Source organism: Hydrogeniiclostridium mannosilyticum, from assembly GCF_003268275.1.
GTDB classification, from domain to species: domain Bacteria; phylum Bacillota; class Clostridia; order Oscillospirales; family Acutalibacteraceae; genus Hydrogeniiclostridium; species Hydrogeniiclostridium mannosilyticum.
Genome location: NZ_QLYR01000011.1, coordinates 32611 through 50275, shown reverse-complemented (window position 1 = coordinate 50275; position 17665 = coordinate 32611). Strand labels below are relative to the sequence as shown.

Sequence of the window (17665 nt, the reverse complement as noted above, 5' to 3'; positions counted from 1 at the left end):
GGCGGCCCGGCGTCTCTTATGCGTTAACGGAAGCCCTGAAATTGCACGTTTACCTCAAAATCTCGCGGCCTAGCGCTAAACCGCCGCATGAAGCGTTTTTCCGCACGGCGGTAAGCAGGTTCTGTTTACCTGCTCTTATCTTATTGCTGCCCGGTGCTCTCCTCTTCTTTGACAATATTACGGTGAAACATCACATCGAAGATCCCCAGCAGCAGCGAGGCCCGTTTCTTCTTGAAATAGAAGGACACCGGAATCAATACCACAAGGGTGCCGATCAGGCAGACCAGGATATCCAGCATGGTGTCTGTCACACCCGTTGTCAGCACGTTCTGCGGGTCGGTCCCAAACAGAAGGCTTACGGTAAACTCCGAGAGCTCCCACAGAGCGGCAATGGCCAGGGAAAAGCAAATTTCAAACACGCAGACAAGCGGTAGATCCTTTTCCGAAATTTTCTTCTCCGGCTTCAGGTAATAGAACACAATCAGCCCGATCAGGGCAAACACAACCCCTGTCAGCGTGTGGGCAAATTTGTCGTAATAGGGAATCACTGAATACCCCCTTAAATCCAGGCCCACCGTGTAGAGCAGAAAGAAAAACAGGGTCAGCAGAAAGTCAAGCTGGTAAATTGGCCTGAAGCGGCAAATTTTATAGACCAGGCGCAGGGCAAGGGGGAACAAAATCCCGCAGAAGCCTAAAACCGCATAATACGGCAGGCCCCGGGCGGTATAATAGCAGCCCAGTACCAGGTGCACCGCCCAGAACAGCGTCAGGTAGACCGGGGTTATCTTTTTGAAACGTGCCTCTCTTTTCTCCATGATTCTCTCCTTTAGAATATTCTCAGGGGTTTTCCCGCAGCAAGCTCAGCAGCTGCTGCCGCGCGGCGGCGGGCTCTGCCCGGCCCCTGGTCTCACGCATAACCGCGCCCAGCAGTGCTTGAAGCGCGCGCTCCTTGCCCTGACGGTAGTCGGCTGCCGCCCGGCTGTCCCGCGCCAGCACTACCCGGCAAATCTCACGCAGGGCCGCTGAATCCAGTCCGGCAAAATCCTGCTCCGTCAAAAAGCGCCTGCAGGGCTCGCCTGTGTCCAGCATTTTTTCAAGTGCCTGCCGGGCCACATGCGTGCTCAGGCCTCTTCCCTCCACCAGCCCGGCAAGCTCATGAAGCTGTGCGGCGGACACGGCCGGCGCAAAATTCTCCCGCGCTGCATCTCCACTCATGCGGCTGTACACCGGGCCGAGAAGCCACCGCGCCACCAGTGACGGGTTTTTCAGCCCCCCGGCGGCCTCTTCAAAATAATCGGCCACCCGACGGTAACGCACCAACAGCCCGGCCTCCTCCTCCGTCAGGCCAAACTGTGTGACAAAACGCCGGCAACGGTCGTCCGGCAGCTCCGGCAGGGCTGCCCGGGCCGCCTCGAGCTCTTCCGCCGTCACAAAAATGGGAGGCAAATCCGGCTCAGGGAAAAAGCGGTAATCATCTGCCGCCTCCTTACCGCGCATCGGCGCTGTTGTACCGTTCTGCTCCACATAGCGGCGTGTTTCCCGTACAACCGCGCCCCCAGCCCGCAGCACCTCCACCTGCCGCCGGTACTCATAGTTAATAGCCCGGACCATAAAGGCCGGTGAGTTCATGTTTTTAATTTCCGTACGCGCTCCCAGCTCCGTGCTGCCCTTAGGGCGTACCGAAACGTTGACATCGCAGCGGATGGAGCCCTCCTGCATTCTGCCGTCGGATACCCCAATGGCACGCACGAGCTGCTGCATTCGCTCCAGATAGTCCCGTGCTTCCTCCGCGCTGTAGATCGCCGGCAGGCTCACAATTTCCAGCAGCGGAACACCGGCACGGTTGTAATCAACCCACAGCTTTCCATCCCGGCGAATCAGCTTGCCCGCATCCTCTTCTATTTGAATGCGTTCAATGGGGACCACGCGTCCATTGAAAAGGCGCAGGCCTCCTCCCCGGCAGATCGGCTCCGCATATTGCGTGATCTGGTAGGCCTTGGGAAGATCCGGATAGGTATAGTTTTTTCGGGCCATGCGCGAAACCGGCATAACACGTGCATTCAGCGCCAGCCCGGTCCGTACAGCATAGCCGACCGCCCGGCGGTTAAGCCGCGGCAGCGCCCCGGGCAAGCCCAGGCAAACCGGACAGCAACGGGTATTGGGTTCCCCGCCGAAGGAGGCCGCGCAGCCGCAAAAGAGCTTGCTTGCAGTCGCTAGCTCCACATGCGTTTCCAGCCCGCAGATCAATTCATATTCCACCCGGATCTGCCTCCTCCCCCTTTGTACCGCAAGCGGCTATCCGTTCAAAACACCAGGCGGCGTTCAGCAGCCGGGCATCCGCAAACCGCGGCGCCACCAGCTGGATGCCAGCCGGCAGGCCAGCCTCCCCCGTCCCGCAGGGCAGGCTAATGGCAGGCAGCCCCGCGATGTTCGCCGGAACCGTGTAAATATCCTGCCGGTATTGCCCGGCGGGGTCTACCGGCCGCCAGCTCTGCGCAAACGCCACCGAGGGGGTCACTGGCATCAGCAGCGCTCCGCATTGCTCAAACACCTGCTGAAAGTACCCGCACCACTGCCTGCGCAGCTGCTGTGCCCGCTGGTAATAGGCCTTCCCATACCCCGCACTCAGCACATAGGTGCCCAGCAGAATCCGGCGCCGCACCTCGGGCCCGAAGCGTTCGCTGCGCGTCCGGCAGACCGCCTCTTCATAGCCTGCAGCCTCTCCGGAGCCTCCGCCATAGCGCAAGCCGTCATAGCGCCCCAGGTTGGAAGAGGCTTCCGCACATGCCAGAATGTAATAAACCGGCAGGCACCCGGAAAGCTCCGGCAGCGACACCGGAACCAGCTCCGCCCCAGCCTCACGCAGCACCCGCATGCTCTTCTCTATTGCCCGGATCACGGATCCATCCGCATAGCGCAGCATCGTCTCATCCACCCCGATCCGCAGCCCTCGGATGCTCCGCCGCAGCGTCCGCACAGTGGACTGTACCGGGCCGGAGCAGGCCGCATCCCCTGAGCGGCACCGAGTTATCACATCATACACCTGTGCCGCGTCGGCTACGCAGGCAGTAACCGGCCCAATCTGGTCAAAGCTTGAGGCGTAGGCAACCAGGCCGTAGCGGGAAACCGTGCCATAGCTCGGCTTAAAGCCCACCACCCCGCAAAAGGCCGCCGGCTGGCGAAGAGAGCCGCCCGTGTCCACCCCAGGCCATAGACCGCCAGGCCGGCGCGTACTGCGGCGGCAGTCCCGCCCGAGCTCCCGCCCGGCACCCGAGACGGAGCGTCCGGGTGCCGGGTTGGGCCGAAGCAGGAGTCCCGGCAGGAGGAGCCCATCGCAAACTCATCCATATTATTCTTTCCCAGCAAAACGGCATCTGCCTGATCCAGCGCCGACCAGGCATCCGCATCATAGACCGGGCAATAATCTTCCAGCATACGCGAGCAGCAGGTGGTGCGGATTCCCCGCGTGCTGATATTGTCCTTAAGCGCCATAGGGATACCCGCCAGGGCCGAAAGGCCTTCCCCCCGCTCCCGTTTTTCATCCACCTGCCGGGCTTTCTCCAGGGCATGATCCGCTGTGACCGTTACATAGGCGTTCAGCGTTTGATTTTGCTCTTCAATCCTCGCCAGGAACTGCCGGGTTAATTCCCGGCTGGTACAGCGCCCGTTTTCGAGCGCCCGGCAGCAGTCCGTTATCGTCATGGGTCCTCTCCTTCCGCCGTACTGTCCAATGCCAGAAAGAACCCCGACGCCTGGTGTAATGCGTTTTGCAGCGCCTCCTGCTGAGAGAGGCCCTGTACTGGTTCATCCTCCCGCCATTCCGTCTGCGTCTGAGCCGCCTCCATCGGATTTTCTGATGAAATCTCCGGCAGGCCAGCCGGCAGTTCCGCTGCAAATCGCAGCAGCAGCTCCAGTTCCCTGGCTACAAGCGGAAGCTCCTCCGACGAGACGGAGAGCCTTGCCAGCCTGGCAAGCTTTAAAATTTCTTCTGGCGTCCTCATGAGCTGAAATCCCGTGCACTGCTGTTCTGCTCCATCAGTCGTACCAGCACGCTCACCATGACATCCATGCTCTGCACAGGGATAAACTCAAACCTTCCATGGTAGTTATGCCCGCCTGTGCAGAGGTTCGGGCAGGGCAGCCCCATAAATGAGAGCATTGCGCCGTCCGTTCCCCCGCGAATGGGCACGACCGCGGGCGCCACACCCTCAGCCTCCAGCGCTTTTCTTGCGTTTTCAATCAGAAACGGATAGGGCTCCACCTTGCTCTTCATGTTATAGTAGGAATCGGTGAGCTCTAGCTCTACGGTCCCTGCGCCGTACCGGTCGTTCAGATAGGCGGCAATCTTTTTCAGCCGCTCCTTTTTCTCTGTAAAGCGGCCTTCATCATGGTCGCGCACAATATACTTCAGGATTGTTTTCTCTTCATCGCCCTCAATCCAACGCAGATGGTAAAAGCCCTCATACCCCTCTGTCGCCGCAGGAATTTCATTACAGGGCAGCATGGCGTTGAACTCCATTGCAATCAAAATCGCATTTTTCAGCTTTCCTTTGGCATCCCCGGGGTGGATGCTGACACCGCGGATCGTCGCCACTGCGGAGGCGGCGTTGAAGTTTTCGTATTCAATCTCTCCCAGACGTCCGCCGTCCGCCGTATAGGCGAACTGAGCGCCGAAGCCCGCCACGTCAAAATGATCCACGCCGCGGCCGATCTCTTCGTCCGGGGTAAAGGCAAAGCAGAGCTTGCCATGCGGCAGTGCCTCCCGCTGGATGCGCTCAACCGCCGTCATAATCTCCGCTATTCCCGCCTTGTCATCGGCCCCAAGCAAGGTGGAGCCGTCGGTAACAACCAGATCCTGACCGATGTAGTCCTTTAAAACCGGATACCGTTCCGGACTGAGCACAATGTTCAATGCTTTGTTGAGCACAAGCTCCCCTCCGTCATAGCACGGTGCAATGCGCGCCCGGATATTGGCCCCGGGCGCCGACGCGCTTGTGTCCATATGGGCGATAAAGCCCAGCGCCGGACCGCTGTCCGCCGCCGTCGCCGGAAGGCTGCCGTACACATAGCCATACGCATCCACACGGGCATCGGCAACCCCCAGGCCGCGCAGCTCGTCTGCCAATGCCTGCGCCAGCAGCAGTTGATTTGGAGTGCTGGGGCAGGAGGGGCTATCCTCATCTGAAGTTGTGTCAAAGGCCACATATTTCAGCAGCCGCTCATAGGCTCTCATTCTCATTCGCTCCTTTTATTGATCCAAGCTGTCTCAGGGCACAATCGCGCCGTTTTCCAGCAAAATCTGTTTGATATGCTCCAGACGGCAGCCGCGCGCCCTGCCGCCGTTTTCCTGCACCGCCACCGCAGCCGCAGCGCCCGCGGCCTGTCCCATTGCCATGCAGGAAGCCTTTACCCGGTAGGCTGAATTTGCCAGCCGGTCGCCCGAAGCGCACCGGCCCGCTACATAAGCGTTGACAAGGCCCCGGGGCTGAAGCGCGGAAAGCGGAATAGTAGGCACCCTGCCCTCTTCCAGAAAAACCTGGTAAATACCGTTGGCCCCACTGCGGTGCAGGTCGATGGGATAGAAGGAATAGCAGATGGCATCCGCATAACGCCGCGCCGAGACATAATCCTCGCCGGTGATATAGCCGTCGCACAGAATACGGCGGCTCTCGCGCGGCGCTACCTCCGGTGCGCAGCCTGCTATTGTCACGCCTGCGCCGGAACGCCGGAAGGCCTCCAGCATACGCAGCACGCTTTGGCGGCCGCGAATCTCGGCCGCGGTCTTACTATCGCTGTCCGCCGCGTTAAAACCAGAAATATGGTTAATGTTGTCGCCGCGGGCCTCCAAAACATTGCCCAGGCTGTGCCCTGCAAAATCCTCCGGCAGCAGCCGTCCCTCCTGCAAAGCGCGCTCCACCCCGGCAGAGAGGGCCGCAAGCCCCTCCTGCGAAGGGCTGCCGTCCAAATAATAGCGCAGGGTGCCCGGCTGCAGGTCGGTCTCGCTTTCCCCGCCGCACTCATACGGCGCACCGGCCCAGGCGCAGACATCACCGTCGCCCGTACAATCGACCGCCACGGTTCCCTTCAAGCGCCGGATTCCCTGCTTGGAGGCTATCAAAACCCCTGTAATCCGGGCGCCGTCCGTTTCCTCCTCTACTTCTACGGAGACCACCGGCTGGTTGTAATACAGGTCGATTCCCTCGCGCTGGAAATAATCGTCCATCAGCTTGGCAGCCGCCACAATATTGACACGTACGCCATAGAGCGGGTGCGGAAGGCCCTTCACGCTCATGTCGGGAATCTCAGCATAGCCCTGCGCTTCCAATTCCTTCAAAAACGCCCAGCCAATCCCTTCAATCACCATCTTGCCATGTGCATTGAACTGGGCCACATCCTGGTTGCCCAGCACCGTCATAATGCCGCCCGGCATCCCATATTTCTCCACCAGGGCCGTTCTCATTCCGGCACGCGCCGCCTGTACCGCGGCACAGAAACCCGCACAGCCCGCGCCGCATACCAGCACATCATAGGATTTCCCCTCTAAAATCTTCATATGCTTTCACCCCTATTAACTCATGCGCTTCATCCGCTTACAGGCAAAGAGGCCCCGCCCCTAAAGCGCTCTTCTTATGAATATAAGCCCTGTTTCTTCTCCGGTATGTATTCAGTATAGAGGATTTATGTTCTATTGACAAGGGATTCACGCAAGAAAAGCCCGCTGTTTCCAGCGGGCTTTTCAGTCATTCTATGAAAACGGCTTCATCAGCCAAGCAGCTTGACCAATACTGCTTTCTGTGCATGCAGGCGGTTTTCGGCCTCGTCAAAAATTTCCTTGGCATGCTTTTCAAACACGGCGGTGGTGATTTCCTCCTCGCGGTGTGCGGGCAAACAATGGAGGACCATCGCGTCCGGCTTGGCGGCCGCCATGACGGTGTCGTTGATCTGGTATCCCTCAAAGGCCTTGCGGCGCTTGACGGCCTCCTCCTCCTGGCCCATGGAGGCCCACACATCGGTAATGACGACATCTGCGCCCTTGGCGGCTTCAACCGGGTCAGCCGTCATGCTGAAGGCCGGATGCTGTACGGCAAAATCGAGTACCTCAGCCGCGGGGCGGTAATCTGCCGGGCAGGCCACCGCAACCTCCATCTTCATCTTCAGGCAGCCGACAATGAGCGAGTTCATCATATTGTTACCGTCGCCGATAAAGCACATCTTCAGGCCGTCCAGGCTGCCCTTATACTCACGGATGGTCATCAAATCCGCCAGGATCTGGCAGGGGTGGGCGAAATCCGTCAAGCCGTTGATAATCGGAATCGTGCCGTTTTGTGCCAGGGCATCCACCTCGCTCTGCTTATAGGTACGGATCATGATGCCGTCGAGGTAGCGGGAAAGAACGCGCGCCGTGTCCTGCACCGGCTCGCCGCGGCCAATTTGCAGGTCGTTGGCCGAGAGGAAAATCGGCATGCCGCCGAGCTGATACATACCGACCTCAAAGGAAACACGGGTGCGGGTGGAGGCCTTTTCAAAAATCATGCCGAGGGTTTTGCCCGCCAGGCGGCGATGTTCAATGTTATGCTTTTGCTCATACTTGAGCTGGTCTGCCAAATTCAAAATCTCATTGATGTCCTCGCCGGTCAGATCCAGCATTTTTAATAAATGTTTCATCTGCATGCTCTCCTTATCAAAATCTCCCACGGGAGAAAAATCACAAATTCTTCAGGACCTCCGCTAAAATAGCAAGCCCCTTGTCCAGCTCTTCATAGGTAATGGTCAGCGGCGGCAGGAAGCGCAGCAGCGTTTTAGCCGTCAGCACCAGCAGGCCCTTTTCCACACAGGCCGCGGCGGCCTCTGCGGCCGCGCCCTTTTTCAACACCGCGCCGAGCATAAGGCCCATGCCGCGCACCTCGCCGATTTCGGGCAGCTTTTCCAGGCCGCTGCGCAAATAGGCGCCTTTTTCCCGCACCGTTTTCAGAAAACCCGGCTGCGCCACGCGTTCAAGCACCTGCAGCGCGCCGGCGCACACAACCGGGTTCGCGCCGAAGGTGGAGCCGTGCATGCCCTTGGAAAGGACGGCCCCCAGCCGCTCGGTGCAAAGGCACGCGCCAACCGGCAAGCCGCCGCCCAGGCCCTTTGCGCTGGTGAGCACGTCGGGCTTTACCCCGTACTGCTCGCAGCAATACAGGGTTCCGGTGCGGCCGACCCCCGTCTGTACCTCGTCCGCAATCAGCAGGATATCCCGCTCCGCGCAGAAGGCGGCCAGCGCCTGCACAAAACCGGGATCCAGCGGCAGCACGCCGCCCTCGCCCTGGACGAACTCCACCATGACCGCACAGGTATTGGGCCCGACAGCCGCTTTTACGCTCTCCAGCGCCGGCTCCGCATAGACGAAGCCCTCTGTGAAGGGCATAAAATACTGGTGAAAGCCATCCTGACCCGTAGCCGCCAGCGTTGTCACCGTACGGCCGTGGAAAGAATTGACCAAAGTCACAATTTCATCGTGGCCCTCGCCGTGTGTTTCCGTTCCGTACTTCCGGGCCAGCTTGATGGCGCACTCGTTGGCCTCCGCGCCCGAGTTGCCGAGAAACACCCTGGCATAACCGGCAGCCTTACACAATTTTTCTGCCAGCGCAGCGGACACCGGGCTGTAATACAGGTTGGACATGTGCTGCATGCGGCCGGCCTGGGCGGCAACCGCCGCCGCCCATTGTTCATCGCCCCAGCCGAGGGCGTTCACCCCGATGCCGCTGGTAAAATCAATATATTCCTTGCCCTCCACATCCCAGGCGGTAGCGTTTTTACCGCGGTCAAGCGCGGCGGAAAAACGCCCGTAAGTGGGCATAAAATAGGTGTTGTCCTGTTCTTTTACTTCTTCAAACGTCATCAAGACATGCCCCTTTCATATAAGCATCCGGCGTGGTCAATACAGCATGGTGCCGATGCCCTCATCGCTGAACAGCTCAATTAAAATTGAGTGCGGTATGCGCCCGTCGATAATATGGGCCCGGCCCACGCCGCGGCGGACGGCCTCGACGCAGCAGTCGATTTTAGGAATCATTCCGCCGGAGATGATCCCTTCATGGCGAAGCTTGGGTACCTCGCTTACATTGACAACCGGGATCAGCGTGTTTTCATCCTCCTTATTGCGGAGCAGGCCGCGGATATCCGTCATCAGGATCAGCTTCAGCGCGCCGAGCTCCGCCGCAATACGGGCGGCGGCAATATCTGCATTGATGTTGTAGATCTCCCCGCTGCGGCTGCCGCCTACGGTTGCCACGATGGGGATATAGCCCCGGTCCGTCGCGTCCTTAATGATCTGGGTATTTACCTCAGTGATCTCGCCCACATAGCCCAAATCCTCCGCGGAGGCCATTTTTTCCGCCAGGATCATCTTTCCGTCCAGGCCGCACAGGCCGACGGCGCGCCCGCTATGCTGCTCCAGCAGCTGAACCAGGTCTTTGTTGACCTTACCTGCCAGCACCATCTGTACAATATCCATGGTTTCGCTGTCCGTATAGCGCATACCGTTGACAAAGCGGCTCTCCTTGCCGATTTTTTTCAGCATGGAGCTAATTTCCGGCCCGCCGCCATGCACCAGCACCACATTGATGCCAACGAGCTGCATCAGCACGATGTCGCTCATCACCGCATCCTTGAGACCCTCGTTGATCATCGCGTTTCCGCCGTATTTTACCACTACGGTCTTGCCCGCATATTTCTGAATATACGGCAGCGCCTGCACCAGCACCTTTGCCCGGTCCGCATCGGAAATATTCATGGTCATCGCTTCTCCTCCGTTTCTCCGGCTCAGGTCCGGTAGTCCCCGTTGATTTTTACATAGTCATAGGTCAGGTCGCAGCCATAGGCCTCGGCACTGCCGCTGCCCGCATGAAGTTCCACATTGATGTCGACTTCATCCTCCGTAAGAATCCTCTTCGCCTCGTCCTCGCTGAATGCAATCCCAGCGCCGCCGCGGCAGACCGGGATGGTCCCCGCCCGGGAGGTAAAGGACACATCCACCCGGTTGACGTCCACCTCGACGCCGGCATAGCCGATGGCGCACAGCACGCGGCCCCAGTTGGCATCCGCGCCGAACATTGCCGCCTTGACCAGGCTGGAGCAAATCACGCTCTTTGCGACCGTGCGGGCAATTTCGTCCGTCTCCGCGCCCGTCACCTTTCCGACCAATAATTTGGTAGCACCCTCGCCGTCCTTGGCCAGCATGCGCGCCAGGCGGGCGCAAAGGCCCTTAAGCGCCTCACAGAAAGCGGGGTAATCCGCCGAGCTCTCCGTCAGCAGTTCATTCCCGGCCATGCCGTTGGCCAAAATGGCCAGGGTGTCGTTGGTGGAGGTATCGCCGTCGATGCTCACCATATTGAAGGTATCGCGCACCGCCAGACGAATGGCCTGGTCCAGCGCCGGCCCGGCGACCGCCGCGTCGGTGGTCAGGAAGCAGAGCATGGTGCCCATGTTGGGGTGGATCATCCCGGAGCCCTTGGCAATGCCGCCCAGCCGCACGGTTTTGCCGCCCAGCTCCAGCTCAACGGCAACCTCCTTTTCCACGGTGTCGGTGGTCATAATCGCCCGGGCCGCTGCTGCGGAACCCTCCCTGCTGAGGGAAGCCGCCAGCTGAGGCGCCGCCTGCTCAACCGGCTCAATGGGCAGCACCTGGCCGATGACGCCCGTAGACGCGACAACCACGTCCTCCGCGGGGATGTTCAGGGCCTTTCCGGCAATTTCACACATGCGCCAGGCCTTTTCCTCCCCGTCGAAGTTACAGGTGTTGGCGTTGCCGGAGTTGCAAATGACCGCCTGAGCCCTGCCGTTTTTCAAGTTCCGCTTCGTTACCTGAATCGGCGCGCCCTTGACCAGGTTGCTCGTATACACCGCCGCCGCCGCGCACGGAACCTGAGAATAAATCATCGCCAAATCCGGCTTAGAGCGGTTATGCCGGATGCCGCAATACATTCCGCCTGCAATAAACCCCTCTGCCGCCGTAACACCGCCGTCAATAAATTTCATGATATCCACCTCTATGTATTATTCCTTGTTGAAACCATCCGGGTTCTTTTTTGGCTCTTTCCGTCCGCCCGCCAGCTTTTCCAGCAGCGCGCGGGTTCTGGGGACGGCATCGGATTTGTCAAAGGCCCTGCACGCCGCCCGCATCTCTTCCAGCCGCCCCGATTCCTGTAGCAGCGCACGGATCTGTTCGCCGCATCGCCCTGCCTCCAGCCGGATCGCCATGCCCCGCTTTTCCAGGAAGAAGGCGTTTTCCTCCTCCTGCCCGGGAATCGCGTCGAACACCGCCAGGGGCAGGCCGCAGGCAAGCGCCTCTGAAACCGTCAGCCCCCCGGGCTTTGTCACCAGTAGATCCGCCGCGAACATAAAATGCTGAACGTCGGCGCGGAAGCCCTCCACCCGCGTACGCACATTCGGATAGCGGGCCGCCGCTTCGGTAAAGCCCTGCCGAAGCGCTTCGTTATTACCGGTGATGACCACGAACTGTACCGGCAGCTCTGCCGCCGCCAGGTGCTCATAGAGCCCCAGGCTTTTTTTGACCCCAAAGCTCCCCGCCATTATTAAAACCACCGGCAGGTTCTCCGACAGCCCCAGCTGCCGCCGCGCCGCTTTTTTCTCTTCCTTCTGTAAAAAGGCGGCGCGCACCGGGATTCCAAACGGATAAACCTGTTCGGCCGCGGCGCCGCGCTCCGTCATCTGCGGAAGCATATCCTCCGCCGCAGTGATGTAGGCATCCAGGTTTTTACAAATCCAGGGCATACAGGGCGCATAATCCGTCAGCATACACACCAGCGGCACATCCGTCCGGCCCTGCTCCCGCAGCGCGGAGATCATCTGCGCCGCAAAATGGAACGTAGAAACGACCACATCCGGCTTAAATTCCTCCAGCAGCGGCAGCAGCCGTTTACTCAGCTTAGCCGTCACCCACGGCACAAAGCGCCCAAACCCGGTTTTTTTATCCGAGCAGCGGTAGGCGAAGCCAAAGGCCCAGGGCCAATGCTTTGCCAGCCACTTGTAGACATCGCAGCAAAACCAGTTCACAAAACGGCCGGCGCGCTTCATCGAGTCGTCCAGGCAAACCTCATCCCCCTGCGCCGCAAGCGCGTCCGCCAGCGCCTGCGCCGCCATTTTATGCCCGCCGCCCGCCATTGCGTAAAAAATCAATACCTTCAATTTATTTTTCCTCCAAATACCCCCGGGGCAATTCCTGCTTAAAACGCCGGCGGAAAAAGCTTGAGTCCGGCTGCTTCGTCCAGGCCGAAGGCCAGGTTCATGTTTTGGACCGCCTGCCCGGCAGCGCCCTTGACCATGTTGTCAATCGCCGAAACCGCCACCAGCGTCCCCGTACGTTCATCTACGTGCAGGGAGAGGTCGCAGAAATTGGAGTAGCGCACATTGCGGATATCCGCCACCCGCCCCTCCGGCAGCAGCCGGACAAAAAATTCGCCGTCGTAGCGCGAGCGGTAGGCCTCCCGCAGCTGTGCGAGGGTAGCGCCCGGCTTCAGCCGGGCATAGCAGGTAGCCAGAATGCCGCGGTTGACCGGCAGTAAATGCGGCACAAACGTAAGGCGGATATCCGTACCTGAAAGCCTGCTCAGCGTCTGCTCCATCTCCGGCGTATGCCGGTGCGCCGCCACCTTATAGGCGGTAAAGCCCTCGTTCAGCTCGGGGTAATGGGTGTTCTGCGTCGTTTTGCGGCCCGCGCCGGTCACACCGGACTTGCAGTCGGCCACAATGCCCTGCGTATCCGCCAGCCCGGCCTCCAGCGCGGGCGCCAAAGCCAGCGGTACCGCCGTGGTGTAGCAGCCCGGGTTGGCAATCAGCCGCTTTCCGCGGATCTGCTCCCGGAAAAATTCCGGCAGGCCGTAAACTGCCTTTTGATGCAGGCCCTTATCCAGGAATTCCCCGGCATACCACTCCCGGTAAACATCCTCATCCTCCAGGCGGAAATCCGCGCCCAGGTCAATAAACGCCTTGCCCGCCGTCTGGCACTGTGCGGCGAGCTCCTGCGAGAGCCCGTGCGGCAATGCCGCAAAGATCACATCACAGCGCTCCACGACCGCCTCCTGCGTCTCGCAGACCAGATCGCACATCTTAAAATAAGCCGGGTAAACGTCCGACAGCTTCTGCCCCTCAAAGCTGACCGAGCTAATAGCCGTCAGCTCCGCGCCCGGATGCCCGCATAAAATACGGCAGAGCTCTGCGCCTGCATACCCGGTCGCCCCCACTACGCCGGCCTTGATCTTTTTATTCTCCATGCTTAAAAATCCCTTTCCTTACAAAATCGCTTAAAGCCACAGCTCCCCGCCGGGTACGGCTTCCGGCTGTTCCTCGCAGGCGCTCAGCAGGGCCAGCACACGCTCGGACTCGGCGCGGACATTTTCGGGCGCGGGGCCGCCCAATACCTTACGCCCATTTACGCAGCGTTCCAAGGAAATGGCCTCGTAGACATCCTCGCCAAACAGCGGGTGAAACGCCTGGTAGGTTTCCAGCGGCAAATCCTCCAGTGTGCGGCCATGCTCAATACAGTACGCCACCAGGGAGCCCGTCACCTTGTAGGCGTCCCGGAAGGGCAGCCCCTTGCCCACCAGATAGTCGGCGCAGTCTGTGGCGTTGATAAAGCCGCGGGCCGCCGCCCGGCGCATATTTTCGGGCAGCACCTTCATGGTTTCCACCATCGGGACAAAGGCTGTCAGGCACATGGACAGGGTATCCACCGCATCGAAGACGGCCTCCTTATCCTCCTGCATATCCTTGTTGTACGCCAGCGGCAGCCCCTTCATCATCGTCAGCAGCGCCGTCAGGCCGCCAATTACGCGCCCTGCCTTACCGCGGACCAGCTCCGCGATATCCGGGTTCTTCTTCTGGGGCATAATGCTGGAGCCCGTGGAAAAGGCATCGTCCAGCTCAATAAACTTAAACTCCCAGGAACACCAGAGGATGATTTCTTCTGAAAAGCGCGAAAGGTGGACCATGGTAATAGCAACCGCAGCAGCCAGCTCCATGCAGAAGTCCCGGTCCGAAACGCCGTCCAGGCTGTTGTGCGTGGGGCCGTCAAACCCCAGCAGCGAGGCCGTCATGCCGCGGTCCAGCGGATAGGTCGTTCCCGCCAGCGCGCCGCTGCCCAGGGGGCAGAAATTCATCCTTTTCCGGGCGTCCCTCAAGCGGTCCAGATCGCGCAGGAACATCTCCGCATAGGCCATCAGGTGGTGGCCAAAGGTGATGGGCTGAGCCCGCTGCAGATGGGTGTAGCCCGGCATGACGGCTTCGGCATATCCGGCGGCCTTTTTACACAGAACCTGCGTCAGGTCACGCAGCTGGCCGCTCAGCGCGTCGCATTGCTTTCGCAGATAAAGGCGGACATCCAGCGCCACCTGGTCGTTGCGGCTGCGGGCCGTATGCAGGCGCTTGCCCGCGTCGCCCAGCCGCTGGGTCAGCTCCCCCTCGATAAAGGTGTGGATATCCTCGGCGGAGGGATCGATCTGCAGAGCGCCGGACTCCAGGTCCCGCAGAATCTGTTCCAGGCCAATGCAGATTTTACCGGCCTCGTCCTTGTCAATCACCCCGCAGGCGCCGAGCATCGCCGCATGCGCAATGCTGCCCTCTATATCCTCCCTGGCCATCCGGCTGTCGAAAGAAATTGAACTGTTAAAATCATTTGTCTTCTGGTCGGTTTCCTTTTGAAAACGTCCTGCCCAAAGCTTCATGCTACTCTCTCCTAATGATGATTTTCCCCGCACGAAGCGGGCCTTTTCCCCTGCTGCCCGGAGCCAATGCAAGCGCCGGCGCGCGCCGTCAAATACAAATCGGGGTTCAATTGCTTGAACCCCGGCTTTTATTATTCCTTTTCAGCCCATTTTTGCTTCTTCATGGCCTGAACCTTGACGGGCAGGCCGAAGAGGTTGATAAATCCGGCCGAATCAGCCTGGTTGTATACTTCATCCTCGCTAAAGGTTGCGATATCCTCGTCATACAGCGAATACGGCGAAGTGACGCCCGCGTCGATGATGTTGCCCTTATAGAGCTTAAGCTTAACATCGCCCGTTACCGTTTGCTGGGTAGAATCGACAAAGGCGGTCAGCGCCTCGCGCAGCGGGGTGAACCACAGGCCGTCGTAGACCAGCTCGGCAAATTTAATGGCAACCTGCTGCTTATAGTGGTAGGTGGATTTATCCAGGCAAATCTCCTCCAGCTTGTTGTGCGCATGGTAGAGGATAGCGCCGCCGGGCGTCTCGTAAACGCCGCGGGACTTCATGCCCACCAGCCGGTTCTCGACGATGTCGGCAATGCCGATGCCGTTTGCGCCGCCGATTTCATTGAGCTTTGCCACCATGTCGACGCCGCACAGCTTTTGCCCATCCAGCGCCACCGGAATGCCCTTCTCAAAATGAATGGTCACATAGGCCGGCTCGTCGGGCGCCTGCTCCGGGGAAACGCCCAGCTCCAGAAAGCCCTCCTTATTATACTGCGGCTCATTGGCGGGGTCCTCCAGGTCCATGCCCTCGTGGGAGAGGTGCCACAGGTTCTTATCCTTGGAGTAATTCGTCTCACGGGTAATTTTCAGGGGAATATTGTGCGCCTCGGCATAATCGATCTCCTCGTCGCGGGATTTAATATCCCAAACACGCCAAGGGGCGATGATCTTCATATCCGGTGCAAAGGCCTTAATCGCCAGTTCAAAGCGAACCTGGTCGTTGCCCTTGCCGGTGCAGCCGTGACAGATGGCGTCCGCACCCTCCGCCTTAGCGATTTCCACCAGGCGCTTGCCGATCAGCGGGCGGGCAAAGCTGGTGCCCAGCAGGTATTTGTTCTCATAGACGGCGCCGGCCTGCAGCGTCGGCCAGATGTAATCCTCTACAAAGGACTTTTTGAGGTCCGCGATATACAGCTTGGAGGCGCCGGTCTTTTTCGCCTTTTCCTCCAGCCCCGACAGCTCGGAGCCTTGCCCGACATCCGCCGCCACGGCAATAACCTCGCAGTTGTCATAGTTTTCCTTCAGCCACGGAATAATGATGGAGGTATCGAGACCCCCGGAATACGCCAGCACTACCTTTTTAATCTTCTGCTCCATATGTTTAAACCCCTTATCTTTCCGGCCTTATCATGAGATGAGGGCCTATAATGATTAACCGTCGTTGTGTTTTATTATACACCGATTATGCAAAAAATCAAGTATTAGATGAATATTTATTCACGATTATTTGTTCCGCATAAATTTTCACCTGTCCAGCAGCGCTGCTTGTGCACTTTGCGGGCTTTTTCCGCCTGAACGGTGAATTAAGGCTGGTAAATCCGGGGCCGGTTATGCTATAATGGCACTGTAGGCCGCCGGGCCGGTAAATTAAAATACCGGGCCCCGGCGTAAACCTGAGGCCCGGCACATATCAATAAACAGGGAGGCCCTTCTCCCTGTGCTTTTGGCAACCCAAAGCAGCGCTTACTTTCCCGCAGAAGCAGCTGAAATTCAGCACGGTACAAACCGAAAGCCCCTGAATAAACGAAAACAAGGAGGTCCTGCAATATGGCAAGCTTTCATGAAATGGACTGGAAGGAGCTCTCCTTCAACCCCTTCACAAAAATCAGTAAGCAGTGGATGCTCGTCACCGCCGGCAGTGAGGAGAAAAGCAACACCATGACCGCCAGCTGGGGCGGCGTGGGCTTTATCTGGAACAAACCCGTTTCCTTTATCTTCATTCGCCCCCAGCGCTATACAAAGGAATTTCTCGACCGGGAGGCTGGCTATTCCCTTTGCTTTTTTGATGAAAGCCACCGCGCCGCGCTCAATTACTGCGGCAGCCACAGCGGGCGGGATGGCGACAAGGCCAAGGCCTGCCAGCTGACCACCGCCTTCTGCGACGGTATTCCCTATTACGAGGAGGCAGAGCTCGTCCTCCTCTGCAAAAAGCTGTACCATCAGGACATGGCCGCCGAAAGCTTCGCGGATCCCGCGCTGCTGAAGCAAAATTATCCGGGCAACGACCTGCACACCGCTTATATCGGCGAAATCGTGAAGGTGCTCGGCAAAAACGCCTAAAACTCAATAGTTTGAAGCAAAACAACCAGAGGTTGACCTTATTCTCAACAGATGGTTGTTTTTGCTTGCACGAAATCAACGGATGGTTTCTTCCGGTTTGGTATGACGTCCTATAAAATGGGAGATACTCATGTACGGTGGAATACTCACTAGAAGATGAATCTGATCCGGGCATGCCTCGCCCTCGATAATCTCTACTTTCATCTCCTTGCATAGCTTTTTGATGGTTTCAATGATGTCCCTGCGCACTGCCTTGTAGATTACTTTCCGGCGATACTTCGGTGCGAATACCATCTGGTATTCGCACCGATAACTGGAGTGTGCTGTATGCTTTACCTCATTTTTCACTTGCATAAAACCTCCTTGCTCTTTCGTGATGCGGTTGCCAACCATCTCGATTGTAGCATGGAGGTTTTATTTACCAAGGCTTTTTTTATTTACCCCTGGTAGAACCAGGGGGGTTCTTAAGCCTAAGGGCAACAAGAAAAAAATCGGAACGAGCATAACTCGTTCCGATTTGGTGCGGATAGCAGGACTTGAACCTGTATGCCTTACGGCACCAGAACCTAAATCTGGCGTGTCTGCCAATTCCACCATATCCGCAAATAACAGGCA

15 protein-coding genes, 1 tRNA gene and 1 pseudogene are annotated in these 17665 nt (G+C 58.6%); 1 reads left to right on the top strand and 16 read right to left on the bottom strand.

What is annotated here, in order from left to right; genetic code table 11:
- Positions 1 to 140: 140 nt before the first annotated feature.
- The 14 genes and pseudogenes from DPQ25_RS12410 to DPQ25_RS12345 all read right to left on the bottom strand — a co-directional run bounded on the left by DPQ25_RS12410 (position 141) and on the right by DPQ25_RS12345 (position 16087).
- Complete coding sequence (locus DPQ25_RS12410; protein ID WP_112333496.1) at positions 141 to 815, bottom strand: hypothetical protein; 675 nt, start codon at positions 813 to 815, stop codon at positions 141 to 143.
- Between the two features lie 22 nt (positions 816 to 837).
- Positions 838 to 2259, bottom strand: a complete 1422-nt coding sequence (gene gatB, locus DPQ25_RS12405; RefSeq protein ID WP_112333495.1) for an Asp-tRNA(Asn)/Glu-tRNA(Gln) amidotransferase subunit GatB — start codon at positions 2257 to 2259, stop codon at positions 838 to 840.
- Positions 2249 to 3702: pseudogene (gene gatA, locus DPQ25_RS12400) on the bottom strand (Asp-tRNA(Asn)/Glu-tRNA(Gln) amidotransferase subunit GatA). The gene gatB and the pseudogene gatA overlap by 11 nt, the downstream one beginning before the upstream one ends.
- Complete coding sequence (locus DPQ25_RS12395; RefSeq protein WP_112333494.1) at positions 3699 to 4001, bottom strand: Asp-tRNA(Asn)/Glu-tRNA(Gln) amidotransferase subunit GatC; 303 nt, start codon at positions 3999 to 4001, stop codon at positions 3699 to 3701. The pseudogene gatA and the gene DPQ25_RS12395 overlap by 4 nt, the downstream one beginning before the upstream one ends.
- Positions 3998 to 5233, bottom strand: a complete 1236-nt coding sequence (gene pepT / locus DPQ25_RS12390; RefSeq protein WP_112333493.1) for a peptidase T — start codon at positions 5231 to 5233, stop codon at positions 3998 to 4000. The genes DPQ25_RS12395 and pepT overlap by 4 nt, the downstream gene beginning before the upstream one ends.
- A gap of 33 nt (positions 5234 to 5266) precedes the next feature.
- Entirely contained in the window at positions 5267 to 6553 is a 1287-nt protein-coding gene (locus tag DPQ25_RS12385; protein WP_112333492.1) for an FAD-dependent oxidoreductase, read from the bottom strand.
- Between the two features lie 209 nt (positions 6554 to 6762).
- Positions 6763 to 7665, bottom strand: coding sequence for an ornithine carbamoyltransferase (gene argF, locus DPQ25_RS12380; RefSeq protein ID WP_112333491.1), 903 nt, complete (start codon positions 7663 to 7665; stop codon positions 6763 to 6765).
- A 40-nt stretch (positions 7666 to 7705) separates the two neighbouring features.
- Positions 7706 to 8881 carry an aspartate aminotransferase family protein gene (locus DPQ25_RS12375; RefSeq protein ID WP_112333490.1) on the bottom strand — a complete coding sequence of 392 codons (1176 nt, stop codon included), beginning with the start codon at positions 8879 to 8881 and terminating at the stop codon, positions 7706 to 7708.
- 36 nt (positions 8882 to 8917) lie between these two features.
- Positions 8918 to 9775: an acetylglutamate kinase gene (gene argB, locus DPQ25_RS12370; protein ID WP_112333535.1), complete on the bottom strand. Its 858-nt coding sequence runs from the start codon at positions 9773 to 9775 to the stop codon at positions 8918 to 8920.
- Between the two features lie 29 nt (positions 9776 to 9804).
- Positions 9805 to 11019: a bifunctional glutamate N-acetyltransferase/amino-acid acetyltransferase ArgJ gene (argJ, locus tag DPQ25_RS12365; protein ID WP_112333489.1), complete on the bottom strand. Its 1215-nt coding sequence runs from the start codon at positions 11017 to 11019 to the stop codon at positions 9805 to 9807.
- Positions 11020 to 11037: 18 nt separating this feature from the next.
- Positions 11038 to 12189, bottom strand: coding sequence for an MGDG synthase family glycosyltransferase (locus tag DPQ25_RS12360; protein WP_112333488.1), 1152 nt, complete (start codon positions 12187 to 12189; stop codon positions 11038 to 11040).
- A gap of 38 nt (positions 12190 to 12227) precedes the next feature.
- On the bottom strand, positions 12228 to 13274 hold the full coding sequence (argC, locus tag DPQ25_RS12355) for an N-acetyl-gamma-glutamyl-phosphate reductase (RefSeq protein ID WP_112333487.1): 1047 nt from the start codon (positions 13272 to 13274) through the stop codon (positions 12228 to 12230).
- A gap of 30 nt (positions 13275 to 13304) precedes the next feature.
- Positions 13305 to 14723, bottom strand: coding sequence for an argininosuccinate lyase (argH, locus tag DPQ25_RS12350; RefSeq protein WP_112333486.1), 1419 nt, complete (start codon positions 14721 to 14723; stop codon positions 13305 to 13307).
- Between the two features lie 131 nt (positions 14724 to 14854).
- Complete coding sequence (locus DPQ25_RS12345; RefSeq protein ID WP_112333485.1) at positions 14855 to 16087, bottom strand: argininosuccinate synthase; 1233 nt, start codon at positions 16085 to 16087, stop codon at positions 14855 to 14857.
- Between the two features lie 450 nt (positions 16088 to 16537).
- Here DPQ25_RS12345 and DPQ25_RS12340 point away from each other — a divergent pair, with 450 nt between their 5' ends.
- Complete coding sequence (locus DPQ25_RS12340) at positions 16538 to 17050, top strand: flavin reductase family protein (protein WP_112333484.1); 513 nt, start codon at positions 16538 to 16540, stop codon at positions 17048 to 17050.
- Positions 17051 to 17125: 75 nt separating this feature from the next.
- Here DPQ25_RS12340 and tnpA read toward each other — a convergent pair whose 3' ends face one another.
- Together tnpA and DPQ25_RS12330 are read right to left on the bottom strand one after the other, a co-directional pair.
- Positions 17126 to 17404, bottom strand: a complete 279-nt coding sequence (gene tnpA / locus DPQ25_RS12335; RefSeq protein ID WP_177577069.1) for an IS200/IS605 family transposase — start codon at positions 17402 to 17404, stop codon at positions 17126 to 17128.
- 164 nt (positions 17405 to 17568) lie between these two features.
- Positions 17569 to 17653 (bottom strand) — tRNA-Leu (locus DPQ25_RS12330).
- Positions 17654 to 17665 lie beyond the last annotated feature (12 nt).